Origin of the sequence: Shewanella yunxiaonensis (assembly GCF_018223345.1) — a bacterium.
GTDB classification, from domain to species: Bacteria; Pseudomonadota; Gammaproteobacteria; order Enterobacterales; family Shewanellaceae; genus Shewanella; species Shewanella yunxiaonensis.
The window spans coordinates 2,070,451-2,094,035 of record NZ_CP073587.1 but is presented as its reverse complement, the minus strand read 5'-3'; the positions used below and the strand labels follow the sequence as shown (position 1 = coordinate 2,094,035).

Genomic DNA, 23,585 nt, shown 5'->3' with positions numbered 1-23,585 from the left:
GCATTAATTGATTAATAATTTAAGCGTTTTTATCAGCCGCTAGCCATTCAGCAAACTGTTTGGTGTAATAGCTGACAATCAGGCTGGCCCCGGCACGTTTGAAACCGATAAAGCTTTCGGTGACCACGGCACGTTCATCCAGTGCACCTGCCAATGCGGCAAACTTGATCCCAGCGTATTCACCACCCACATGATAAGCCGCCAATGGCAGATCCGTGCGGTCACGTAAGCGAGCCAGTACGTCCAGGTATGGTGTCCCGGGTTTTACCATCAGGATATCGGCGCCTTCTTCTTCATCCAGCAGCGCTTCCACCATGGCTTGGCGACCGTCGGCACAATCCAACTGATAACCTTTGCGGTTGCCCTTCAGCTCACTGGCCACGGCTTCACGGAATGGACCGTAAAATGCGGAAGCAAATTTTGCTGAGTGAGCGAGAATGGACACGTTTTCATAACCTGCAGCGTCCAGGCCATCACGCATGGCGCGGATCTGACCATCCATCATGGCTGATGGGGCCAGCATATCGGCACCTGCTTTGGCAGCACAGATCGCCTGTTTTACCAGATTTTCAACGGTGGCATCGTTGCACACGTGTACATCATCATGAATGTGTTCAATCACGCCGCAATGGCCATGATCTGTGTATTCACAGAAACAGATATCAGGAATGACGATCATTTCTGGTGCAGTCTGCTTAATGGTGCGCACCATGCGTGCTAGCAAACCTTCATCATTCCAAGTGTCGCTACCCACGGCATCCTTATGATGAGAGATCCCGAAAGGCATTACATATTTAACACCCAGCTTTTGCAGTTCCTTAATTTCTTGTTCCAGCATGGTTTCCGGGAAACGGCTGATGCCAGGCAGTGTACGGATTTCAACTGGAGCAGAAATGCCTTCTTCAATAAAAATCGGATGGATCAGGTCGTCCAGAGAAATAAAGTTTTCCCGGACCATAGCACGCATAGCTTCAGAAGTACGCAGACGGCGCAAGCGACGTAGCGGGGTTTTGAAAGTATGAGTGTGATTACATTGATCAGACATGAAAATTCCTTTGTTTGCTGATGAGGCTTGTCACTATGGCAAACGATATTATCCAAAGTTCGCCAATCGCCCCGGAAAATTAGCCAGAGCATAACTGTTAGACAGTTAATGATACTTTGAAACATATCACGAAACATCCGGTGATAGCTGTGGCAGGTCAATGTATATGCGCAATTTGTGAACTATATAGTCAGTGCGTCGGGCTTAAGCCGGTTTTATGGCCTGTTAAACTTGGCTTATCGGGGATTGGTGGTATGATCGCCGCCGTTAAAAATCAGCTGGCATGATTGGATGTCCGGCAGCCGAGGTCAATAGATGAATGCTAATCAAACGTTGCCAGCAGTGATTCTGGCGCTGGATACCTGTACTGAACTGTGTTCTGCCGCGTTGTTGTGGTCAGAAGGTCGTGAGTCAGTTGCAGAAGATGCCCCAAGAGAACACAGCCAACGTTTGCTCCCGATGATTGATGGTTTGCTGACCCACGCAAAGTTATCCATGGCGGATGTAGGTCTCATCGCTTATGGTCGTGGGCCTGGCAGTTTTACCGGCATTCGTATTTGTACTTCTATGACTCAGGGACTGGCATTAGCACGGGATATTCCGGTTGTTGGTATCTCAACGTTGGCAGCGATGGCACAGAAGGCCATTGAAACAGCTAATGCGCGTTATGTTATCAGTGCGATTGATGCTCGCATGGGGGAGATCTATTGGGGGTGTTTTGAAGCTCAGGAAGGACTAGCGGTGTTGATTGGTGCGGAGCAAGTTACCGCTCCTGAAGCGTTGGTGTCGCCATTTAATGATGCTGCGTCGGTATTTGCCTGTGGTAGCGGTTTTGAAACCTATCCGGATCTTATTCTTAACATCGATAACTTGACCTTATTGGAAAGCGTGAAATATCCTGATGCGAGTGCCATGCTTACCCTGGCTGTTCACGAATGGTATAGCGGTAACGCAACCGCTGTCGATGAACTGGCTCCTGTATATTTGCGAGATACGGTTGCCTGGAAGAAACTGCCTGGAAGGGCATAATTCTATTGAATAAAAGGTAAATTGGCGGTGCAGCCATGAGTATTCAGTCTGTTTCACTGAACAACACGCCCGATCTGTCGCAGGCTGTCGCCAGTAATCGACCGGTATCTCAACCTCGTGAAAAAATCGTCAATCCCGCTGCATCTTCATCCGCAATAGAAACGTCAGCTGTTGATATTGACCACGATTTGGTCGATGCCAAATATCAAGCAAAAGTGGAATATGAACAGGATACATCGGCCAGCTCTAGTGCCATTTCCACCTATCTTTTGACTCAGTACGCCGAACAGCGCGATAGTATTGCGCAGATGGTTGGCGTTGATGTTTATGCCTGAGACGCAGTTAGTTGAATCTTCTGGGCGCTTAGTCCCCGGCAAGAAACAGTTTTTTGTCGAATTACTGTTGGCATTGGTGCTATCCCGTTTGCCTTATATATCTTTGCCCTTCCATTGGTTGGAAAGTTATTTCCATGAATTGTCTCATGGGATAGCCGCGATTATTTCTGGTGGTGTGGTAAGTCATATTCGATTATTTCCGGATGGGTCAGGCCTGTGTTTTAGTCAGGGTGGCTGGCCGGTGTTAATCGGTTTTAGTGGTTATACCGGCGCTGCGCTCTGGGGGGCATTACTGTTTCTGATGTCCTGTCTGCGAAGCGGTATCCGTCAAAGTTATTTGGCACTGGGTATTGTCGTTTTGCTGACATTACTGTTATGGGCGAGAGATATTCTGAGCATTGCCATTATGGCGAGCTTGGCGGTGTTGTTTTTACTGCCACTTAAGCTGACATATAACACCTTATTACGTGGCAGTCTGCGCTTGGTTGCCTTGATTGTCATGCTCAATGCTCTCGCCAGTCCGGCCGTTTTATTGGGACTCGGTCAGCGTGGGGATGCTTCATTGCTGGCGGATTTGACCATGATCCCGTCAGTTATCTGGGTGATGCTGTGGTTCGCTGTTGGTCTGGGGGCATTGTATTTATGCTGGCGTGTGATTGTTTTTAATGCGCCGAGGAAAGTTAACAGCGCCAAAACATCGGGAAATTAAAGGATCGTCTGACAATACCATGGAATTATGGCAGTCTTCTGGCCCTGAAAATGGGGTCATTGACCTGGATGGCCAGATGATCGCCGCCAGATATTGGGGATGTGGTGACAAGCCCTTATTGATTGCATTACATGGTTGGTTAGATAACGCTAACAGTTTTGCACCATTGGCTCAGCAGCTACAGGCAAATTACTGCATATTGGCGATTGATTGGCCGGGTCATGGTTTATCACCTTGGCGTCCTGGATGTTATCCGTTGCACTGGGTGGATTATCTTTATGACTTGCATCGTCTGCTAAATGTGGTGGCCAAACAGCAAGCGGTAACTTTGGTCGGCCATTCATTAGGCGGCATTGTGGCAAGTGCTTATGCTGCGACCTTCCCCGAACGGATTAACGCTCTAGTGTTAATAGAGGCGTTGGCTCCGTTGTTTGAAGACATTTCCCACCTCCATGCGCGAATGCGTAAAAGTTTTTCACAGACTCAGCAAAAAGCGGCTGAAGCACGTCATTATTGTGATCTAGAAAAAGCTGTTGATGCTCGGCATCGGCTCACTGGCTTAGCGCCAAACTGGTGTCGCTTGATTCTTGAGCGTAATACGGCAGAGGATGTTTATGGTCGCTATTGGCGTACAGATCCGCGGTTACGGACTGATTCTCCACAGCGCCTAAGCTTTACTCAAGTTGAACAGTTAATGCGTGGAATTGCGGTGCCGTCACTGTTACTGACGGGCACCCAAGGGTATGCTTCGCTTGCGGAGTTACTCCCCCAAATTAGCCCTTGGTATCTGGATTTGACTAAAGTGCAATTGACCGGAAATCATCATTTGCATATGGAAAATTCAGCTAAAGTTGCTTTAGTCATCAATGACTTCCTTGATGATTGTAAAAGCGTGACCGGGGGCTAGGCAAACCCTAAAAAGTGTGTGATGATGATCAAAATTCAAACGCTCGTATGATTTTGCGTTTGCCGAGTGGAAAAATTCAAAGTCGAGCTGACTTTGATTTCAGATAATAAGAATTTAACTCAGTGTATGCCCTTTATGGGCCTTAACGACAACAGTGATGTTGCGTGCTGATGCTGGATGTTAGGAGAGATTTGTGGATCAACCCTGGATTAATAGCTTACCCGCTGACGTCCCTGCAGAGATAGACGCAGGTCAGTTTAAGTCATTGCTAGAGATGTTTGAAACGACAGTAAATCGATTTGCTGATCAATCTGCATTCGTCAACATGGGGGCTAATCTGACATTCCGTAAGCTTGAGGAGCGCAGCCGCGCGTTTGCTGCGTATTTGCAGAATGAACTCAAATTAAAAAAAGGCGATAAAGTCGCGATTATGATGCCGAACTTGCTGCAATATCCAATTGCCATTTTTGGCATATTGCGGGCGGGTTTGGTGGTGGTCAACGTTAATCCTTTATATACCCCCAGAGAATTAAAACACCAATTGGTAGACAGCGAAGCCAAAGCGATTGTGGTGGTGTCTAATTTTGCCAATACCCTAGAGCAAGTGGTAGCTCAAACACCGGTAAAGCACGTCATCATCAGTGGTATCGGTGATTTATTGGGCGTACCAAAACGTACTTTAGTGAATTTTGTCGTGAAGTATATCAAGCATATGGTCCCCAAATATTCACTACCCGGTGCGATATCGATGCGTAAAGCCTTACGCGTGGGGAAGCATCAGCAATATATAAAGCCGGTGATTGAAAGTCATGATATTGCATTTCTGCAATATACCGGGGGGACGACAGGGGTCTCTAAAGGGGCAATGCTGAGTCACGGTAATGTGGTCGCCAACGTCTTACAGGCTAACGGCGCTTACTCGCCATTATTGACTGATGGCATAGAAAAGGTGGTTACCGCGTTGCCGCTATATCATATATTCGCCCTGACGGTTAACCTGTTCTTGTTTATGCATAAAGGGGCACAAAACCTACTGATCACCAACCCGCGCGATATTCCTGGCTTTATTGCCGAGCTGAAAAAGTTTCCGTTTACAGCACTGACGGGTGTGAACACCTTGTTTAATGCACTGCTGAACAACGCTGAATTCGCCACATTGGATTTTTCACGATTGAAGCTGAGCGTCGGCGGCGGTATGGCGGTACAGCGCGCAGTGGCAGAAAAGTGGCAGAAACTGACTAAAACCAAATTGCTGGAAGGATATGGTCTGACCGAAGCATCGCCAGTCGTTGCAGGTACGCCTTACAACCTCGAAGGCTATAACGGATCTATTGGCTTACCCATGCCATCTACCCAGATTGAAGTGCGTGACAGCGATGGCCACCCGTTGCCGCAAGGGCAAGCCGGTGAGCTTTTTGCGAAGGGACCACAGGTGATGGTGGGCTACTGGAAGCGTCCTGAAGAAACGGCCAAGGTTATCGATAAGGATGGCTGGCTCGCGACCGGTGACATCGGTTATATGGATCCTCAAGGCTTTTTCTATTTGGTAGACCGTAAGAAGGACATGATCCTGGTTTCTGGCTTCAATGTGTTTCCCAATGAAGTTGAAGAGGTGGTGGTAATGCATCCTGGGGTTCTTGAGGTTGCAGCAGTAGGTGTCTCACATCCCATAAGTGGCGAACAGGTGAAGATTTTTGTGGTGGCGAAAGATAAGTCGCTTACTAAAGAAGCGTTAATTCAACATTGTCGTCAGCATTTAACGGGCTATAAGGTGCCGAAACTGGTAGAATTCCGCGATGAATTGCCAAAAACCAATGTGGGAAAAATCCTGCGCAGGGAACTCCGGGACGAAGCGAAAAGCGCCTGAGTATCTCAAAAAGCCGGCATCAGCCGGTTTTTTTATAGCTGTTGCAGAGGATTCCCGGGAGTAAGATTTGCAAGATTATCTGTATGTTGATAGCAGCACTGCGCTGGCACCAGTGCTGAAGCAGTATCGGCAAAGTGAGTTGCTGGTATTGGACACTGAGTTCGTGCGTACGCGTACTTATTATGCCCGCCTTGGGTTGATCCAGGCTTATGATGGCCACACTTTGACACTGATCGATCCGGTGGCGATAGAAGACCTATCCGGCTTTTGGGAATTACTCACAGCCCCTCACATTACCAAACTATTGCATTCCTGCAGCGAAGATTTAGAAGTATTTGCCCATGATGGTGGCATACAGCCTGCGCCTTTGTTGGATAGCCAAATTGCAGCAGGTCTTGCTGGGCAAGGACATGGACTCGGTTATGCTAAGCTGGTACAGCAATACCTCGGAGTGGAGCTGGATAAAGGGGAATCTCGTACCGACTGGATAAGCCGCCCGCTAACCCAGTCTCAGTTGGTTTATGCCGCTAATGACGTGCTTTACCTCTATCGGCTGTTCCCTGAGTTAAAACAGACACTGGAACAGCAGGGACGTTATCAATGGGCGTTAGAAGAAAGTGCCAGAATGACGGAAGGGCGGTTGACACCACCTGACCGGGAAACCGCCTATCTGAAAGTGAAAAACGCTTTCCAGTTGTCGACAATGGAACTAGCCGTACTTAAAGGGTTGGCCGCTTGGCGTCTGGATAAAGCGATGAAAAAAGATCTGGCGCTCGGATTTGTCATGAAAGATCACGCGTTGATTGCACTTGCCAAAAAGCAACCTCGGACGGTGAATGATGTGATGCGCCTGAAAGAACTGACAGATCAGGAAAAGCGCTTTCATGCTAAAGATGTTGCTAACATCATTGCAGATACTGACTACTCTCGATTACCCGAGCCGGTGGATGTGCTGGCGTTAAAGCCTGAATACAAAACCGCATTCAAAACGCTTAAGGGATGCCTTGAGCAGATCGCGCAGGAAGAAGACGTTCCATTAGAAATGTTGGGGTCCAAGCGTCATATCAATGAGTATCTGGGCTGGTTGTGGAACGCCAAACAAGGCGATAATCCATTGTTGTTACAAGGTTGGCGTGGCCAATTAGTAGCGGAAAAACTGCATAATTTAAAAGTTTAATCGGTCACATCATTCATTATAAAAAAGGCGCCATCTGGCGCCTTTTTTGACACATTGACGGGATCAATGGTCGGGGAGAGTAACGTTAAGTTCCAACACGGAAAGATTATCGTCATTTTGATCCAACTGCACCGATACCTGTTCTTCTGAAATAGGTACATATTTACGGATCACCTGAATAATTTCCTGTTTCATCAACGGCAAATAATCGGGAGTATCCCGTTGAGACCGCTGATGGGCGACAATGATCTGCAACCTTTCTTTGGCGGTGGCTGCAGTATTGCTTTTCTTGCTGCTTTTAAAATAGTCAAGTAAAGACATAATTCGCTACCCAAATATTCGTTTGAGAAATCCTTTCTTCTCTTCAATCGTGAAGCGCAAAGGAATATCTTCGCCAAGTAAGCGGCTGACAGTATCATTATAGGCCTGACCAGCATCGCTCTCCTCATCAACAATCACTGGAACACCTGAGTTAGATGCTTTAAGCACTGCCTGAGATTCAGGGATCACGCCTAATAACTCAATGGCCAGAATTTCCTGAACATCTTCGACGCTCAACATCTCACCGGTTTTCACCCGTGCTGGCGAATATCGTGTCAACAACAGGTACTCTTTAATTGGTTCGAGGTTCTCTTCTGCTCGGCGACTACGACTCTGCAGCATCCCTAAAATGCGGTCAGAGTCACGCACTGAGCTGACTTCAGGATTGGTGGTTACGATGGCCGTATCTGCAAAATATAACGCCATCATTGCACCGGTTTCGATACCCGCTGGCGAATCACATAAGATAAATTCGAAGTCTTTTGCCAGATCTTCCAGCACTTTTCCAACACCTTCTTTGGTGAGTGCATCTTTATCGCGGGTCTGTGAGGCGGGCAATATATACAGTTTGTCACAGCGTTTATCTTTGATGAGTGCCTGATTGAGATTGGCTTCGCCATTGATAACGTTGACGAAGTCATAGACGACTCGTCGTTCACACCCCATCACTAAATCCAGATTACGCAATCCGATATCAAAATCGATTACTACGGTTTTATGGCCTTTGAGTGCCAGACCGGTTGCAATCGCTGCGCTGGAGGTGGTTTTTCCCACGCCCCCTTTTCCCGAAGTGACCACAATAATTTGTGCCATGTGTCGTTATATCCCTTGTATCTGCCTTATTCTGGCAGTGTTTCAACAGTTAATGATTCACCAGCTAATCTGATACAGCCACTCTTTTTCGCGCCATGTTGCAGAAGATTTTCTGCCAGCCAATACTGACCAGCAATTGACACCAGTTCTGCATCCAGTGATTTGGCAATAATCACTGCATTTATATCACCTTTAGCACCTGCCATGGCTTTTCCACGCAATGCGCCATAGATATGAATGCTACCATCGGCAATAACCTCTGCGCCATTGCTGACCGCACCAAAGATAACCAAATCACCGTCTTTAGCATATATTTGCTGACCGGAGCGAATATTCTGTTTGACGATTTTACAGGTTCTTGGTGGTGGGGGCGGTAATGGATTCTGTTTTCCCATTTTTAGATGGGCGATACCTAATTGCTTCGCCTGCTGTTGCTGTTGTTCATCAGCGCCGGCAATCCCGATCAGGATCAGTTGCCGGTCGAGCATCGCCTGTTTGAGCGCCGATAAATCGATAGCTTGTTGGTTAATTTCACTGAAATTCAAGACTAATGGCGCATTAATAAAAAACTGTGGCGCTTGTGCCAATTTTTTATCAAGTTCTTCAAGCAACGAGACAAGATCAGAAGTATTGATATGTAAAACAGAGAGTGTGAAGGAGGAACCTTTCAGTTCCAGAGCTGGTTTTTGCATCCTGGCGGAATTCTCCGGCATCCGAGCATTAAGCTCACGAACATACAACGTATAATGGCCATCCATGTTATAGTGTGGCCATTTTACTGGCAAGTTATAACCCTGGAATTTGGTGTTCTTATGATCTGTGCTGTATATAAAAGCAGACGAAAAGCTGATACCTACTTATTTATCAAACAGAAAGATAAATTTGACGATGTCCCTGCTGCATTAATGGAGGTCTTTGGGCAGCCGCAATTGGTGATGTTATTGCCTATTGAAAGACGTCAGCATTTGGGGCTGGCGGATATCAATAAGGTAAGAGTAGAGTTGCAGGAAAAGGGGTATTATCTGCAATTACCGCCGCCTCAGGTTAATCTGTTAACTGAATACTTAGAACAAAAAACGGTGGGAACAAAAACGGAATAAAGGACTTTCTATGGGACGCCTTCAGCAACTATTTATTGGGTCAAGTTTAGCTCTGTCTGCAACGGTTCAGGCCAGTACCGCAGATTTCCAAACTTATCTGTCATTTCTTAAAAAGCAGGCTGAGGATGCTGGCATAAGTGCTGAAACCATCAAAACGGAATTCGCCCATATAAAATTATTTAAGCGTGCTGAAGCCTCTACTAAAAAAAATGTCCGTTCATTGGAAACGTATTTGCCAGCAACGGCGACTGAAGAAAGAGCGTTATCTGGCCAGAAAATCTACAGTGCACATAAGGCTGAATATAAAGCACTGGCGGAAAAATATAAGGTGCAACCGAGGTTTGTTTTGGCTTGGTGGGGCATGGCATCGGATTACGGTCAGCGTGTGGCTTCCTATCCGATACTCTCGGTTACTGCTTCACTGGCATATAAACATCAAGATGATGCCAAAATATACCAGAGGGATTTTTTAACTGCGTTATCGTTAATTGATAACAAGCAAAATACTGCGGAACAGCTATTAAGTGACAGTGATGGTGCGCTAGGGCAACTACATTTGTCTGCATCCGATTATCGTGACTGTGGCGCTGATGGCGATAATGATGGCAAAGTCGATATCTGGAACAATCCGCTAGATATCTTTGCCACCGCCGCTAACTGTTTAAAATCCTACAACTGGGATATCAGCCAAACATGGGGTCGTCAGGTAAGAGCACCGAAACAGCTAAAATCATCACTGGTGGGTACGCAATATCAAACGAGTTTTAGCGAATGGCAAGCGCTGGGTGTTAAGCGATACGATGGCAAAGCGTTACCCCAACGTAAAGATATGAAGGTGTCTTTGATCATGCCTGATGGCGTTAATGGGAGACAGTACCTCATATATGACAATTACATGGCCTTGAAGAAGTTACAGCATGATGATTATGTCGTGTTGGCCGTGGCACATCTTTCTGAAAAGATTAAAGCGCTACAGATTGACTGATCGTTCATTGGCCGAAGACAGGTATATTTGAAATGCCTTTTTGGTTATCTAAAACCCTCGAAGAGATGACAACTGACGAATGGGAACAGCTGTGTGATGGCTGTGGTAAGTGTTGTCTTAACAAGATAATTGATGATGAAACAGACAAGTTGTACTACACCAATGTGGCGTGCAAGTTGTTGTCAGATAAAGATTGTCGCTGTAGCCACTATTCACAGCGTTTTGAGCTGGTGCCACAGTGCACTGCAGTAACCCCACAAAATATTGCTTCGCTTGACTGGTTACCTGACAGTTGTGCATATCGGCGTTTATACCTCGGCAGATCATTGCCCAGTTGGCATCCGTTGTTAACCGGGAATAAAAAGCAGATGCACAAAATGGGAATGTCGGTAAAGGGTAAAATTGTCAGTGAAACCCGAGTCAGAGAGCTGGAAGATTATATCGTGATCTGGCCCTTACAGGATATTGATTAAGCAGGAAGACGAGAACCTTCCTGCTTACGGTATTAGTAATGGGGGCGGCGCAGAATTGGCAAAATATAAATAGCTAAGGCAAACAGATAGGTCGCAAACACCACTATCATCCATTGCGCCATGGTGACGCCCAGAAACGTCCAGGGAATATCAGTACACATACCTGTTGGCATAAATACTGATGGAAACCACTCGTGCAATTGCAACCATTTCGGAAAATCCGGCATAAAGGAGCAAGTAGCAAACGGGGAGGGATCCTGTTGGATATCGTTAAGTTCTATCGCTAGTTTTAACCCCCACCCAGCACTAATTCCCCAGATAATGGCCGCAATAACTCTGATTAATCGGAAAGATGGCATTACCAGACCGACAATCCCGGCAGCAGCAAGGCCCAAAACGGCAACGCGTTGGTAGACACACATTACACAGGGATCTAGTTTCATCCCATATTGAAAAAACAGCGCCGATAACTCTAGGGCAACCGCACTTAACAGTAGAACCAGCCAACTTAGACGCGAATGGGCGAATTTTTGTAATGAAATCAAGTTTGATGCTCCAAAGAAAAAGCGCCCAGACATCCATAGGCGCTTTTTAGACTTTACTGAATCGGCTTGGTTCAGTCAAAAGACATCAATAAAAATCAGTGCACGCCATGTTCTGCGGCGTTTTTGATGACCTCTTGCATGCTGTGATGCAAGATCATATGTGAATCGTAAAAATACTGCGTGGCTTCCTGTAAAAATCCCGTTTCAATTGACAGAATCCCGACAACAGACAGGACGATAGTGTAGGGCAGTGCCATCCAGACCATGCGTCCGTAGGACAAACGAATTAACGGCGCTAAGGCTGAAGTTAACAAGAACAGGAACGCGGCTTGTCCGTTTGGTGTAGCGACAGATGGCAGGTTCGTCCCGGTATTAATGGCCACGGCTAACAGATCAAACTGATCGCGAGTGATTTGGTTATCGATCAGCGCGGCTTTAACTTCGTTGATGTAAACCGTTCCGACAAACACGTTATCACTGACCATCGACAACAAGCCGTTAGCAATATAAAAAATAACCAGCTGTTTATTGTCTTGATAGCTCAGTGCCCAGTGAATTACCGGGGCAAACAGATGTTGATCAATAATCACACCAACCACCGAGAAAAAGACGGCCAATAGTGCGGTAAATGGCAATGCTTCTTTAAAGGCATTACCCAATGCGTGTTCATCAGTAATGCCGTTAAAGGATGTGGTGAAAATAATCACCGACAATCCGATGAGACCCACAGACGCCAGATGGAATGCCAAGCCAACAATCAGCCAGACACCCACTAAAGCTTGAATGACCAGCTTGATGTTGTCTTTTGTCGTACGGCTTTCATCTTCGTGATTGGCAAAATCTACTAGGATACGATGCACTGCATCTGGCAGTTTTGCGCCATAACCAAATAGATGGAATTTCTCGACGATCAAACAAGTGAGGATACCCATCAGCAGCACGGGTACAGTAACCGGTGACATGCGCAGGGCAAACTCGGAAAATTGCCAGTTGGCCTGAGCTGCGATGATCAGGTTTTGCGGTTCCCCAACCATAGTACAAACCCCCCCTAAGGCCGTACCAACACCCGCATGCATCAGCAGATTACGCAAGAATCCACGGAAGTTCTCCAACTCTTCGGCATTTAACTGTCCGTCACCATCATCAGTATGGTCATGGTCGTCGCTGAAATCTTTACCAGAAGCCACTTTGTGATAAATCGAGTAGAAGCCAACAGCGACCGCAATAATCACTGCAATTACCGTCAACGCATCCAAAAATGCCGAAAGAAATGCGGACGCCAGACAGAACATCAACGAAACTGCGATTTTGGAGCGCACTTTTGTGATCATTTTAGTAAAGGCATAAAGCAATAACTGCTTCATGAAGTAGATGCCCGCAACCATAAAGATCAATAACAGCAATACTTCGAGGTTGGCTTCCAACTCATGTAACACTTGACTCGGACTGGTCATGCCAATGATTACCGCTTCAATGGCAAGCAGACCACCAGGTTGCAGCGGATAACATTTTAAAGCCATCGCCAGCGTAAAGATAAATTCGGCAACCAACAACCAACCAGCGAGGAAGGGATGAATACTGAACAGAATCGGATTGATAATTAAAAAACACAGAATCGCAAGCTTGTACCACTTGGGCGAGTTCCCCAAGAAGTTGCCCATGAAAGCCTGACTTAATGGCATTGGCATGGTTACCCTCTCTCAAGTTGTTATAAGACGTTATAAAAATTGTTGGATTTGTGAATGGCTCAGTCTAGCGCAAACCCTAGAGTATTGTCATGACCAGTCTGAATTCAGACTTAAAATTGAGGTATCCGATAGTAAAAATGGGAGCTGGGCAGTTAATTTTATAATTAAGTGCCGCGGCGGGGCTACCGGATAGTGACTGATAGCGGTAGTCGATAGTTTGAAGGTTTTCATTTTTTTTGTCTCTGGTATGATCAGTTTCCAAAATCACTGTCACCACTGGAAAATTGGGCTGATGATCATCAATGCCAAAGGGCCTGCAAGCTTTGCAGAGAAATATATAGTTCGCTCGATTTGGGAAAATAAATTTCCACCAGGTTCTATTCTTCCTGCTGAACGTGAGTTGTCAGAACTCATCGGTGTTACCCGCACGACGTTACGTGAAGTTTTGCAACGTTTAGCTCGTGATGGCTGGCTAACTATTCAACATGGTAAGCCAACCAAAGTGAATAATTTTTGGGAAACTTCAGGTCTCAATATTTTGGAAACTATTGCAGATCTGAATCCGTCAGGCTTCCCGGTTCTAGTGGATCAGCTGTTATCGGCGCGCACTAACATCAGCACCATTTATTTCCGCGGTGCCTTGCGTAATAACCCGAATGTTGCCATTGACACGTTGGCTAAGGCGCATGATTTGACGGACGATGCCGCAGCGTATACCGATTTTGATTATAAGTTGCACCATACGCTGGCATTTTCATCGGGCAATCCGTTGTACGTGCTGATCCTTAACGGTTTCAAAGGTCTTTATGGCCGAGTAGGGCGTTATTATTTTGGTAGTGCTGAGTCTCGAAAACTCGCGTTGGACTTTTATCTGAATCTGGAAAAATTGGCCCGTGCCGGCCGTTTCGCAGAGGTCCCTGAACTGATGCGCGGCTACGGCAAAGATAGTGGGATTATGTGGCAGAAAATGCGAGATGCGATGCCGCTAGAAATCGCGCAAGATAATCAATAATTGTCTCGGCTTCCCGATTGAACAAGACCGCCATCAGGCGGTCTTGTTCATTTTACAGCTGGGATGTTATGCGGCCGCATTTTTCTCTGGACATGCCGCAATAATTCTCACGTCGCCATCGTCGTCCATCTGTTCAAGTATCACGTCGAATCCCCAAAGCCTATGCAGATGCTTAAGCACCTCAGCACTGCTTTTGGCCAACGGAATGCCACGATTCGGAACATATCGCAACGTCAGAGAGCGATCCCCATTGACGTTGACATTGTACACCTGAACATTGGGTTCGTTATTTGACAGGTTGTATTGTGACGACAGGATCTGGCGAATTTCCTTATATCCTTGGTCATTGTGAATGGCTGAAATACTCAGATATTCCTGACGCTCGTCGTCGAGAACACTGAACAGCTTAAACTTGCGGATAAGATTAGGTGACAGATATTGGCTGATAAAACTCTCATCCTTAAAGTTCTGCATTGCAAAATGCAGGGTCTCCAGCCAGTCACTGCCGGCGATATCTGGGAACCAGCGATGATCTTCTTCTGTGGGATGTTCACAGATCCGGCGAATGTCACAAAACATGTTAAAGCCCAAAGCATACGGATTGATGCCACTGTAATACGGACTGTTGTAAGCGGGTTGAGCCACAACATTAGTGTGACTTTGTAAAAACTCCAACATGAAGCGATCAGTTAACAACCCTTCATCATAAAGATGATTAAGTAAGGTGTAGTGCCAGAATGTTGCCCAGCCTTCGTTCATTACCTGTGTTTGGCGTTGCGGGTAGAAGTACTGACCAAGTTTGCGCACAATCCGCACCACTTCACGTTGCCACGGTTCCAGCAATGGTGCTTTTTTCTCAATAAAATAAAGAATGTTTTCCTGTGGTTCTGGCGGAAAACGTTTATTCCCCGCCAGTTTTTGCTCCGCTGGCTTGGTGGGAATGGTACGCCAGAGATCATTCACCTGACTCTGCAGATAAGCTTCACGTTCCTGTTGCCGCTGCTGTTCTTCTTTAAATGAGATGTGGGCAGGCCGTTTATAACGATCGACCCCATAATTCATCAGCGCGTGACAGGAATCGATAATGGTCTCGACCTCCTCAACGCCATATTTACGTTCACATTGGCTGATGTAGTTTTTGGCAAATACCAGATAATCAATAATCGAACTGGCATCTGTCCAGGTTTTAAACAGATAGTTGTTTTTGAAGAAACTGTTGTGTCCGTAACAGGCATGCGCAATCACTAACGCCTGCATGGTGATGGTGTTTTCTTCCATCAGGTAAGCAATGCAGGGATCTGAGTTAATGACAATCTCATAGGCCAATCCCATTTGCCCACGCTTATAGCCCTGTTCAGTTTCGATAAAGCGCTTGCCGAATGACCAATGGGTGTAACCAATCGGCATGCCAACACTCGCATAAGCATCCATCATCTGCTCAGCCGTGATGATCTCAATCTGATTGGGGTAGGTATCCAGCCGATAATGCTCCGCGACTCTGGCAATCTCTTTTTCATACGTTTCAAGCAGTTCAAAGGTCCATTCTGGGCCATCACTAAGTGGCTGACGACGTAACTTGGTTTTTGCCATAAAGCCTCCTTATACTGCTTGCTTCTTGAACAGTTCGCGAAATACCGGGTAGATATCTTCTACCTGACGAATGTTTCTGACTGCCATATTGTCGTATTTTTCAGTAAGTTGTTCGTATTCCCTCCACAACGTCTGATGTGCCCGGTTGGTAATTTCAATGTACGAAAAGTAGCGTACAAATGGCAGGATTTGCTTCTCCAGTAACTGATGGCATAAAGGCGAGTCATCTGCCCAGTTATCGCCGTCTGATGCTTGCGCAGCATAGATATTCCATTCATCCGCAGGGTAACGCTTTTGCTGGATTTCATGCATGAGCTTTAACGCGCTGGAGACAATGGTGCCGCCAGTTTCCTGTGAATAAAAGAACTCATGTTCGTCGACTTCTTTTGCCTGGGTATGGTGGCGGATATAGACCACTTCCAGATTTTTATAAGTGCGGGTTAGAAACAGATACAACAGAATATAGAAGCGTTTTGCCATATCCTTGGTGGCCTGATCCATTGAGCCAGAAACATCCATCAGACAGAACATCACCGCTTGGCTTGTTGGCACTTCGCGTTTAGCAAAGTTATTGAAGCGCAAATCAAACGTATCGATAAACGGTACTTTTTTAATTTTCTGCTTCAACTCTTCAATTTGTAGCTTGAGCGCCATGATCCGGTCGGCACTCGCTCCGGCGGTGTTCTGCAGCTCATCTAACTCCTGCTCCAGCGCTTTAAGCTCTCGTTTTTTACCCGCAGTCATTGCTGTGCGGCGTGCCAAAGACGAGCGCAGTGAGCGCACTATATTGATATTAGTCGGCACTCCATCGGTGGTATAACCTGCCCGATAGGTTTCATATTCCACTAATTTATTGAGGCGATTTTTTTGTAGGTTGGGTAACTCCAGGTCTTCAAACAACAGTTCGAGATACTCATCCTTGGAGATCTGAAATACAAAATCGTCCTGACCTTCACCACTATCTGATGCATCACCGGCACCGCTGCCACCGCTTCCGCCAGCAGGTGGCCGCTCAATTTTATCGCCGCGACTAAACTGGTCGTTGCCTGGATGTACCCGTTCACGTACACCCCCTTGACCCTGATGGAATATCGGTTCGCTGATGTCCCTTGTCGGAATACTGATCTTTTCGCCTTTATCGATGTCAGTAACGCTTCTACGCGTTACCGCATCGCTAACCGCCTTTTTTATCTGCTGTTTATAGCGGTTGATAAAACGTTGGCGGTTAACCGTGCTCTTGCCTTTGGCATTTAACCGCCGGTCGATGAAATTCGCCATAAGCACCTCCCAAAGTAAGAATCGAGGCCGCTATGCCGGCCTCGCCACCGGACTACGAGGATTTTCTTACCCTCAGGTACCATTCAGATAACAGACGTACCTGCTTCTTGGTATAGCCTTTCTCCATCATCCGACTGACAAAGTCATCGTGCTTACGTTGATCTTCGGTCGACGTTTTAGTGTTGAAAGAAATAACTGGCAGCAGATCTTCAGTATTTGAGAACATTTTCTTCTCAATGACTGTGCGAAGTTTTTCGTAACTGGTCCAGTTCGGATTGTTACCATCGTTGTTGGCTCTAGCACGCAATACAAAATTGACAATCTCGTTACGGAAATCTTTGGGATTACTGATCCCTGCTGGCTTCTCGATTTTCTCAAGCTCAGCATTCAGTGATGCACGGTCAAACAGCTGTCCGGTTTCGGGATCGCGGTATTCCTGATCCTGGATCCAGAAATCGGCGTAGATAACATAACGGTCGAAGATGTTTTGACCATATTCGGAATAGGATTCCAAATACGCCGTCTGAATTTCTTTGCCAATGAATTCGACATATTTCGGGATCAGATAACCTTTGAGGAATTCCAGATACTTATCGGCAGTATCTGACGGGAATTGCTCTTGCTCAATCTGCTTTTCCAGCACGTAGAACAGATGTACCGGGTTAGCCGCGATTTCAGTTCTGTCAAAGTTAAACACCTTGGACAAGATCTTAAAGGCAAAACGCGTTGACAAACCTTCCATCCCTTCATCGACGCCAGCATAGTCCCGGTATTCCTGATAGGACTTTGCCTTAGGATCAGTGTCTTTGAGACTCTCACCGTTATATACCCTCATCTTAGAGTAAATCGATGAATTCTCTGGAGATTTAATCCTAGAAAGCACACTGAATTGCGCCAGCGTCTCCAATGTGCCAGGTGCGCATGGGGCATGTGCCAGTTCAGAGTTAGTGATCAGTTTTTCGTAGATATGGATCTCTTCAGAAACCCGCAGACAATAAGGTACTTTGACGATATAAACACGATCGAGAAATGCCTCATTGTTCTTATTATTACGAAACGCACTCCATTCAGACTCGTTTGAGTGAGCCAGAATAATGCCGCTAAAGGGCAGGGCTGATAACCCTTCGGTACCGTTATAATTGCCTTCCTGCGTTGCCGTCAGCAATGGATGTAGTACCTTGATGGGGGCTTTAAACATTTCGACGAATTCCATCAACCCCTGATTGGCCCGGCACAGCGCTCCGGAATAGGCATAAGCATCCGCATCATTTTGTGCAAAATGTTCTAGTTTGCGGATATCGACTTTACCCACTAAAGAGGAGATATCCTGGTTGTTTTCATCACCTGGCTCAGTTTTGGCAATCGCAACTTGATCGAGTACCGAAGGATAAACTTTTACTACTCGAAACTTAGAAATATCGCCACCAAACTCGTGCAGACGTTTTACTGCCCAAGGTGACATGATGGTCTTCAGATAGCGCAATGGGATCTGATATTCCTCTTGCAGCAATTTGCCATCCTCTTCAGGGTCAAACAGGCAAAATGGGTGATCGTTGACAGGACTTCTTTCGCCATTTGCCGTCAACACATATACCGGCACTTGTTGCATCAATGCTTTCAGTTTTTCCGCTAATGAGGATTTACCGCCACCTACCGGGCCGAGTAAATAGAGGATCTGTTTCGACTCTTCCAGTCCTTGAGCAGAGTGGCGTAAATAGGACACAATCTGCTCTATAGACTCTTCCATACCATAGAAATCTTTAAAGGCTGGATACTGGGAAATAACTCGGTTAGAAAAGAGTCGACTTAACACCGGAATTTTTGACGTATCGATCACTTGCGGTTCACCGATTGCGATGAGCAATCGTTCTGCGGCCGATGCGTATGCTGTACGGTCCTTTTTGCAAAGATCCAGAAACTCTTGAAGTGTAAATTCTTCCTCGAGTTTCTTCTCGTAGCGCTGCTGATAATGCTCGAATATACCCATCTTAAACCCCCTGAAACACCAAGCTTATCTCTGGATGGAAACTCTCGTTATGTAGTGACCTACACTTAATCTTAGACACTATTTTGTGGGCGTTGTCAAAAAAAACATAAATAAAAACAAGGGGAAATAGTTGCAAAAGCAATATTTGCAGTTGTTGCAACTAGGTTATCAAAACGCTATAGGGATGGTTTTTCCGAAGTAGGCAAGATTTTTTGCGGTAAAAGTAGGCATTACTTTTAAATGAAAAAAGGAGCCATTAAGGCTCCTTTTTGACGTATTCGTTTTGCTTAAGCAGCAAAGTTTTTGTTCACGAAATCCCAGTTTACCAATTCCCAGAAATGCGCCAGGTAGTTAGGGCGGGCATTACGGTAATCGATGTAATAGGCGTGTTCCCAGACATCTACAGTCAACACTGGAGTTACGCCATCGGTTAATGGACAACCAGCGTTGGACGTGTTTTGGATTGCCAGAGAACCGTCAGCTTTTTTCACTAGCCAGGTCCAGCCTGAACCAAAGTTACCAGTGGCACTTTTAGTAAATTCTTCTTTAAAGGCTTCAAATGAGCCGAAAGCTGCAACGATTGCATCTGCGACAGGACCAGTCGCCACACCACCAGCATTAGGCGCTAAACAGTTCCAGTAGAAAGTGTGGTTCCAAACTTGGGCTGCGTTGTTAAACACTCCGCCGGTAGCTGATTTGATGATCTCTTCCAGAGACTTAGCTTCATTCTCGGTACCAGCGATCAGTTTATTCAGGTTGACCACATAAGTGTTGTGGTGTTTGCCATAGTGGTACTCGAGTGTTTCTTGGGAAATATGGGGTTCCAATGCGTCTTTTGCATATGGTAATGCAGGTAATTCGAAAGCCATTGTTATCTCTCCATTGACTTGGGTTATCATTCTTGAACATGCTCACTGGATGCTATTGTACTGATAAAATTTGTGAAGTGCATCATCGTTTTGCTTAAAAATGTAGTTGCTTTACATTAGAATGTATGCATTTAAAAACCATACTTTTCCTGTGTTTTTGTTAGCCTACTGAGTGGCGTACAATAGTCAGCAATACCTACTCCATTAATACTCAGGAATCAAAATGGATACTGTTGAAAAAATTAAGCGTCAGATTAGCGAAAATCCAATCATCCTCTACATGAAAGGTTCACCTAAGCTGCCAAGTTGTGGTTTCTCTTCCCAAGTTGCTCAAATCATGATCAATATTGGCGAGCAGTTCGCGTTCGTTGATATTCTGCAGCATCCAGATATCCGTGCAGAATTGCCTAAATATGCAAATTGGCCGACCTTCCCACAACTTTGGGTTGAAGGGGAACTGATTGGTGGTTGTGATATTGTGACTGAAATGTATCAGAAGGGTGAACTTCAGACGCTTATTAAAGAAACCGCTGATAAATATAGAAAAGAAGAAGAATAACTTAAATCATATGCTCAAGAAAAAGCCGCCTAGTGCGGTTTTTTTATTCACATTCCTAGCCGCATAAAATTTAACATTTACCCCAATTGTCACCTTTATGATAGTTCATCTTTGCTTGTTATTGTGCTGCTCATTTCCTTTTAAATAAATTGTTAAAATTAAATTTAATTTATTTTTGTTAACACAGATTATGTATTTAAACATAAACAAACGTAATTATAAAAATAACAAATAATTTTCATATAAACAAAATATAAACAATTATAACAATATGTTGTCATTGTCGAAGCTGAAGTGTGGGCAAATGCTTGTGTAGTCTTGCTTTGCATGGTTATTGACAAGTTCCTTGTCACATTTTGAAATGTGATATCGATCACAAAAATGTCCAAGGGTATTGTTAATGAAAATAGACAATATTTACATGTAACATTATTAAATATGACTATTTTAAAAGCATTTACAGGTTAATTTTACTGCTAATTATTAATCCAATTGTTGTTTTAAATAAAAATGGAACATAAATGAAACAATTAATAAACATTTTGTGTTACTCGGGTTTGTAAATACGGGATTGACGCCTTGTTTACTTGGCGACAGTATTCTCACTCGCCTGATTTTCAGGTGTGAATAAATATAAAAAATCGGCTGTAAAACAAAACCAGGAAGTAAGGGAGTTTTTAATGCTTAAAACTAATAAGATTGCTTCAGCTGTCAGATTGTCTCTGATTGCTGCTGTATCTGCAGGTTCTGTAGGCTTTGCACATGCTGCAGCCGCAGCAGATCAAGCTACCGCTACTAACAGCGATGTAGAGCGCATTGAAGTTACCGGTTCTCGTATCAAACGCCAAGACATGGAGACTGCGTCTCCCGTGACTTCTATCAGTGCAGATACTATCGTTGCCCAGGGGTATGCCTCTGTAGACCAACTGCTGCAGGATCAGACTTCAATGGCTGGTGCTCCAGTAGGTTCAACTACCAACAACGGTTCTGACGGTGTCGCTAACGTAGACCTGCGTGGTATGGGTTCTAAGCGTACTCTGGTACTGCTGAATGGTCGCCGTATGGTGAACTCAGGTTCAGGCGCAGATAGTGCTGTTGACCTTAACGCCATCCCAGTTGCAATGATCCAACGTGTAGAAATCCTGAAAGATGGTGCTTCTGCAGTATACGGTTCAGATGCGATTGCCGGGGTAGTGAACATCATCACTAAGAAAGACTATGAAGGCGGTCAATTAGATGCCAAGTCATCTACTACCGATAAAGGCGATGGCCAGACCTACGAACTGAACGGTTTGTATGGTTTCAATACCAATAACGGTGGCAACTACACTGTTGGTGCCGCTGTTTCAAAACGTAACGGTGTTATTCAGGCTGATCGTAATTGGACTGAAGCTGGTGCAAGTTCATACATCCCGGAAGGCACTCTGAATGGCATGCGTTCTGCCGCAGATGGTAGCTGGTATGCTCGTGACTATGGTTACGATTACACTGCCGATAGTTATTATCAGACTCCATCAAAACGCTACAGTCTGTTTGCCAATATGACTCAGGAATTGGGTAATGATCTGGTTCTGACTGGTGACTTGCTGTATACCAAACGTAAGTCTCATCAGCAGATGGCTCCTCAGCCAGCCGATATTATGCTCGATGTTTGTAGCGGTTCTGTTACCAGTAACTGCGTAACATTAGACAGCGCTATGACCGCTGCCGGCATTACTGCTGACGACAACGGACAGGTAGAATACAAACAACGTACTAATGGTGTTGGTGATCGTATTTATACTCAGGACACTGATACCTATCGTGCTTCATTGGATCTGCAAGGCACTTTGAACGTTGCTAACGGCATGACTTGGGACGTTTCATATACCTATGGTAAGAACAAAGCTACCACTGGTACCCAAAACTCTGTCAATGCCACTTTAATGGCAGACTCTATCTATGCTGACCAGGACGCATGGTTCTACAGTGATACTGTGCCATCTGAATATGCAGATGACATCAGCTACTTAGAAACCAACCACGGCGGTAACGAACAGAACGATGTACAGGCTAACTTGAGTGGTGACCTGTTCCAACTGGATGCTGGTGCCGTAAGTTTTGCAATCGGTGCTGAATATCGTTACGAGTCTGGTTACTATACTCCAGACCCAATCATTGTTGCCGGTCAGAGTACAGCAGCTCAGCAGGATCCTACCAGCGGTAATTACAACGTTATCTCTGTATACGAAGAAGTCAGTGTGCCATTCACTCAGAAGTTGACTGGTGATTTTGCGCTGCGTTACGACGAATACAACACCTTCGGTAAGGCCGCTACTTGGAAAGTCGGTTTAACCTATAAAATGACTGATGATGTCATGCTGCGTGGTGTGGTGGCTACCGGTTTCCGTGCACCTAACATCAGCGAACTGTTCGGTGGTAACTCTGGTTCTTACGATTACCTGACTGACCCATGGGGCAATTCAGAAGACGCACAACTGCTAGTGAACTACACCTCAGATCCAAATCTGAAACCTGAAGAATCAGAGTCATACACAGCTGGTATTGTTTACTCACCAAGTTATCTGGACGGTTTTTCAACCACCATTGACTACTGGAAGTTTAACATCACTAATGCCATCAGCCGTCTTGACGTTCAGGCTAACCTCGACGCTTGTTACAATGGCGATTCTTCAGCATGTGCTGCTATCAACGTGACTTCTGATGGCGACATCAGCAACCTGACTTCAGCTTTGACTAACGTCGGTACTGTAAAAACCAGCGGTGTTGACATTAACGTCGCCTACAAGTTTGAAGGCTTGGGTCTGGATTGGGCCATCAACAACGATGCCACTTATCTGATCGACTACAGACAAGATGGGATCGATTATGAAGGTTATGTAGACGGTAACATGGGTGGTTACGCTCAGTGGCGTAACAACTTCAGCATCACTGCTTCTCAGGGTGACTGGAGCCTGATGTACTACAACCGTTATCTGAGCAGCATGCTGGATTACGATTTAGGTGATGGCACTAAGGCGGATGCAGTAATGTACCACAACATCGTGGGTACTTATCACTTCACTGATAACCTGAGTCTGTCTGCTGGCGTGAAGAATTTCACTGATGAAAATCCTTCATATGTGTCTAACGGTAGCGACGGCGGTACCTCTCCACAGGTATATGACGTTGTAGGCCGTCAGATCTATGGTAGCGTAAGCTACAAGTTCTAATCGCCTCAGAGCAAAGTCTCCCGAATTTGGGAGACTTTATCTAATTAAAAAGCCCTCATTAGAGGGCTTTTTGATGCACATTTT

At 45.5% G+C, this 23,585-nt stretch carries 22 protein-coding genes; 12 read left to right on the top strand and 10 right to left on the bottom strand.

Features of this window, described 5'->3' with window-relative positions; all coding sequences use genetic code 11:
- Positions 1–19: 19 nt before the first annotated feature.
- Positions 20–1,045: a porphobilinogen synthase gene (gene hemB / locus KDN34_RS09615; protein WP_212593589.1), complete on the bottom strand. Its 1,026-nt coding sequence runs from the start codon at positions 1,043–1,045 to the stop codon at positions 20–22.
- 315 nt (positions 1,046–1,360) lie between these two features.
- Here hemB and tsaB point away from each other — a divergent pair, with 315 nt between their 5' ends.
- The 6 genes from tsaB to rnd all read left to right on the top strand — a co-directional run bounded on the left by tsaB (position 1,361) and on the right by rnd (position 7,069).
- A complete protein-coding gene (gene tsaB / locus KDN34_RS09610; RefSeq protein ID WP_212593588.1) occupies positions 1,361–2,074 on the top strand; it encodes a tRNA (adenosine(37)-N6)-threonylcarbamoyltransferase complex dimerization subunit type 1 TsaB in 714 nt (237 codons plus the stop codon).
- 35 nt (positions 2,075–2,109) lie between these two features.
- Positions 2,110–2,409 (top strand): hypothetical protein, encoded by a 300-nt coding sequence (locus KDN34_RS09605; protein WP_212593587.1) that lies wholly within the window; start codon positions 2,110–2,112, stop codon positions 2,407–2,409.
- Positions 2,402–3,118 carry a M50 family metallopeptidase gene (locus tag KDN34_RS09600; protein WP_407695800.1) on the top strand — a complete coding sequence of 239 codons (717 nt, stop codon included), beginning with the start codon at positions 2,402–2,404 and terminating at the stop codon, positions 3,116–3,118. Before KDN34_RS09605 ends, KDN34_RS09600 begins: the two co-directional genes overlap by 8 nt.
- Before the next feature lie 19 nt (positions 3,119–3,137).
- Entirely contained in the window at positions 3,138–4,025 is an 888-nt protein-coding gene (locus tag KDN34_RS09595) for an alpha/beta fold hydrolase (protein ID WP_212593585.1), read from the top strand.
- A gap of 193 nt (positions 4,026–4,218) precedes the next feature.
- Complete coding sequence (gene fadD, locus KDN34_RS09590) at positions 4,219–5,892, top strand: long-chain-fatty-acid--CoA ligase FadD (protein ID WP_212593584.1); 1,674 nt, start codon at positions 4,219–4,221, stop codon at positions 5,890–5,892.
- 67 nt (positions 5,893–5,959) lie between these two features.
- Entirely contained in the window at positions 5,960–7,069 is a 1,110-nt protein-coding gene (gene rnd, locus KDN34_RS09585) for a ribonuclease D (protein ID WP_212593583.1), read from the top strand.
- A 63-nt stretch (positions 7,070–7,132) separates the two neighbouring features.
- On the opposite strand, the gene minE is transcribed toward rnd, so the two are convergent.
- Genes minE through minC form a run of 3 tightly spaced genes read right to left on the bottom strand, consistent with a single transcriptional unit; the run spans position 7,133 to position 8,895 of the window.
- A complete protein-coding gene (gene minE, locus KDN34_RS09580) occupies positions 7,133–7,390 on the bottom strand; it encodes a cell division topological specificity factor MinE (protein WP_212593582.1) in 258 nt (85 codons plus the stop codon).
- A 6-nt stretch (positions 7,391–7,396) separates the two neighbouring features.
- Entirely contained in the window at positions 7,397–8,203 is an 807-nt protein-coding gene (gene minD / locus KDN34_RS09575) for a septum site-determining protein MinD (protein WP_212593581.1), read from the bottom strand.
- 26 nt (positions 8,204–8,229) lie between these two features.
- Positions 8,230–8,895, bottom strand: a complete 666-nt coding sequence (minC, locus tag KDN34_RS09570) for a septum site-determining protein MinC (protein ID WP_212593580.1) — start codon at positions 8,893–8,895, stop codon at positions 8,230–8,232.
- 120 nt (positions 8,896–9,015) lie between these two features.
- Here minC and KDN34_RS09565 point away from each other — a divergent pair, with 120 nt between their 5' ends.
- The 3 genes from KDN34_RS09565 to KDN34_RS09555 are packed head-to-tail and all read left to right on the top strand — an operon-like array spanning position 9,016 to position 10,761.
- A complete protein-coding gene (locus tag KDN34_RS09565) occupies positions 9,016–9,303 on the top strand; it encodes a YcgL domain-containing protein (protein ID WP_212596594.1) in 288 nt (95 codons plus the stop codon).
- A 10-nt stretch (positions 9,304–9,313) separates the two neighbouring features.
- The gene (locus tag KDN34_RS09560; RefSeq protein ID WP_212593579.1) at positions 9,314–10,288 is read left to right on the top strand and encodes a lytic murein transglycosylase; all 975 of its coding nucleotides are present in this window, start codon (positions 9,314–9,316) and stop codon (positions 10,286–10,288) included.
- A 32-nt stretch (positions 10,289–10,320) separates the two neighbouring features.
- Entirely contained in the window at positions 10,321–10,761 is a 441-nt protein-coding gene (locus tag KDN34_RS09555) for a YcgN family cysteine cluster protein (protein ID WP_212593578.1), read from the top strand.
- A gap of 32 nt (positions 10,762–10,793) precedes the next feature.
- Here the strand turns inward: KDN34_RS09555 and dsbB are convergent, their stop codons facing one another.
- Complete coding sequence (gene dsbB / locus KDN34_RS09550) at positions 10,794–11,306, bottom strand: disulfide bond formation protein DsbB (protein ID WP_212593577.1); 513 nt, start codon at positions 11,304–11,306, stop codon at positions 10,794–10,796.
- A 95-nt stretch (positions 11,307–11,401) separates the two neighbouring features.
- Entirely contained in the window at positions 11,402–12,994 is a 1,593-nt protein-coding gene (nhaB, locus tag KDN34_RS09545; RefSeq protein ID WP_212593576.1) for a sodium/proton antiporter NhaB, read from the bottom strand.
- A gap of 292 nt (positions 12,995–13,286) precedes the next feature.
- Here nhaB and fadR point away from each other — a divergent pair, with 292 nt between their 5' ends.
- Complete coding sequence (fadR, locus tag KDN34_RS09540) at positions 13,287–14,006, top strand: fatty acid metabolism transcriptional regulator FadR (RefSeq protein WP_212593575.1); 720 nt, start codon at positions 13,287–13,289, stop codon at positions 14,004–14,006.
- Between the two features lie 66 nt (positions 14,007–14,072).
- Here the strand turns inward: fadR and KDN34_RS09535 are convergent, their stop codons facing one another.
- The 4 genes from KDN34_RS09535 to sodB form a co-directional block, all read right to left on the bottom strand.
- Positions 14,073–15,596 carry a SpoVR family protein gene (locus KDN34_RS09535; protein WP_212593574.1) on the bottom strand — a complete coding sequence of 508 codons (1,524 nt, stop codon included), beginning with the start codon at positions 15,594–15,596 and terminating at the stop codon, positions 14,073–14,075.
- Between the two features lie 9 nt (positions 15,597–15,605).
- A complete protein-coding gene (locus KDN34_RS09530; RefSeq protein WP_212593573.1) occupies positions 15,606–16,874 on the bottom strand; it encodes a YeaH/YhbH family protein in 1,269 nt (422 codons plus the stop codon).
- A gap of 52 nt (positions 16,875–16,926) precedes the next feature.
- The gene (locus KDN34_RS09525) at positions 16,927–18,861 is read right to left on the bottom strand and encodes a PrkA family serine protein kinase (RefSeq protein ID WP_212593572.1); all 1,935 of its coding nucleotides are present in this window, start codon (positions 18,859–18,861) and stop codon (positions 16,927–16,929) included.
- 287 nt (positions 18,862–19,148) lie between these two features.
- Positions 19,149–19,730 (bottom strand): superoxide dismutase [Fe], encoded by a 582-nt coding sequence (gene sodB, locus KDN34_RS09520; protein WP_212593571.1) that lies wholly within the window; start codon positions 19,728–19,730, stop codon positions 19,149–19,151.
- Between the two features lie 223 nt (positions 19,731–19,953).
- Here sodB and KDN34_RS09515 point away from each other — a divergent pair, with 223 nt between their 5' ends.
- Both KDN34_RS09515 and KDN34_RS09510 read left to right on the top strand, forming a co-directional pair.
- A complete protein-coding gene (locus KDN34_RS09515) occupies positions 19,954–20,289 on the top strand; it encodes a Grx4 family monothiol glutaredoxin (RefSeq protein ID WP_212593570.1) in 336 nt (111 codons plus the stop codon).
- A 680-nt stretch (positions 20,290–20,969) separates the two neighbouring features.
- Positions 20,970–23,501: a TonB-dependent receptor plug domain-containing protein gene (locus tag KDN34_RS09510; protein WP_212593569.1), complete on the top strand. Its 2,532-nt coding sequence runs from the start codon at positions 20,970–20,972 to the stop codon at positions 23,499–23,501.
- The last annotated feature ends 84 nt before the right edge of the window (positions 23,502–23,585 follow it).

Coding starts and splice junctions, on each gene's coding strand:
- hemB (WP_212593589.1), bottom strand. CDS start 1,045: ATGTCTGATCAATGTAATCACACTCATACTTTCAAAACCCCGCTACGT.
- tsaB (WP_212593588.1), top strand. CDS start 1,361: ATGAATGCTAATCAAACGTTGCCAGCAGTGATTCTGGCGCTGGATACC.
- KDN34_RS09605 (WP_212593587.1), top strand. CDS start 2,110: ATGAGTATTCAGTCTGTTTCACTGAACAACACGCCCGATCTGTCGCAG.
- KDN34_RS09600 (WP_407695800.1), top strand. CDS start 2,402: ATGCCTGAGACGCAGTTAGTTGAATCTTCTGGGCGCTTAGTCCCCGGC.
- KDN34_RS09595 (WP_212593585.1), top strand. CDS start 3,138: ATGGAATTATGGCAGTCTTCTGGCCCTGAAAATGGGGTCATTGACCTG.
- minE (WP_212593582.1), bottom strand. CDS start 7,390: ATGTCTTTACTTGACTATTTTAAAAGCAGCAAGAAAAGCAATACTGCA.
- minD (WP_212593581.1), bottom strand. CDS start 8,203: ATGGCACAAATTATTGTGGTCACTTCGGGAAAAGGGGGCGTGGGAAAA.
- minC (WP_212593580.1), bottom strand. CDS start 8,895: ATGCAAAAACCAGCTCTGGAACTGAAAGGTTCCTCCTTCACACTCTCT.
- KDN34_RS09565 (WP_212596594.1), top strand. CDS start 9,016: ATGATCTGTGCTGTATATAAAAGCAGACGAAAAGCTGATACCTACTTA.
- KDN34_RS09560 (WP_212593579.1), top strand. CDS start 9,314: ATGGGACGCCTTCAGCAACTATTTATTGGGTCAAGTTTAGCTCTGTCT.
- KDN34_RS09555 (WP_212593578.1), top strand. CDS start 10,321: ATGCCTTTTTGGTTATCTAAAACCCTCGAAGAGATGACAACTGACGAA.
- nhaB (WP_212593576.1), bottom strand. CDS start 12,994: ATGCCAATGCCATTAAGTCAGGCTTTCATGGGCAACTTCTTGGGGAAC.
- fadR (WP_212593575.1), top strand. CDS start 13,287: ATGATCATCAATGCCAAAGGGCCTGCAAGCTTTGCAGAGAAATATATA.
- KDN34_RS09535 (WP_212593574.1), bottom strand. CDS start 15,596: ATGGCAAAAACCAAGTTACGTCGTCAGCCACTTAGTGATGGCCCAGAA.
- KDN34_RS09530 (WP_212593573.1), bottom strand. CDS start 16,874: ATGGCGAATTTCATCGACCGGCGGTTAAATGCCAAAGGCAAGAGCACG.
- KDN34_RS09525 (WP_212593572.1), bottom strand. CDS start 18,861: ATGGGTATATTCGAGCATTATCAGCAGCGCTACGAGAAGAAACTCGAG.
- sodB (WP_212593571.1), bottom strand. CDS start 19,730: ATGGCTTTCGAATTACCTGCATTACCATATGCAAAAGACGCATTGGAA.
- KDN34_RS09515 (WP_212593570.1), top strand. CDS start 19,954: ATGGATACTGTTGAAAAAATTAAGCGTCAGATTAGCGAAAATCCAATC.
- KDN34_RS09510 (WP_212593569.1), top strand. CDS start 20,970: ATGCTTAAAACTAATAAGATTGCTTCAGCTGTCAGATTGTCTCTGATT.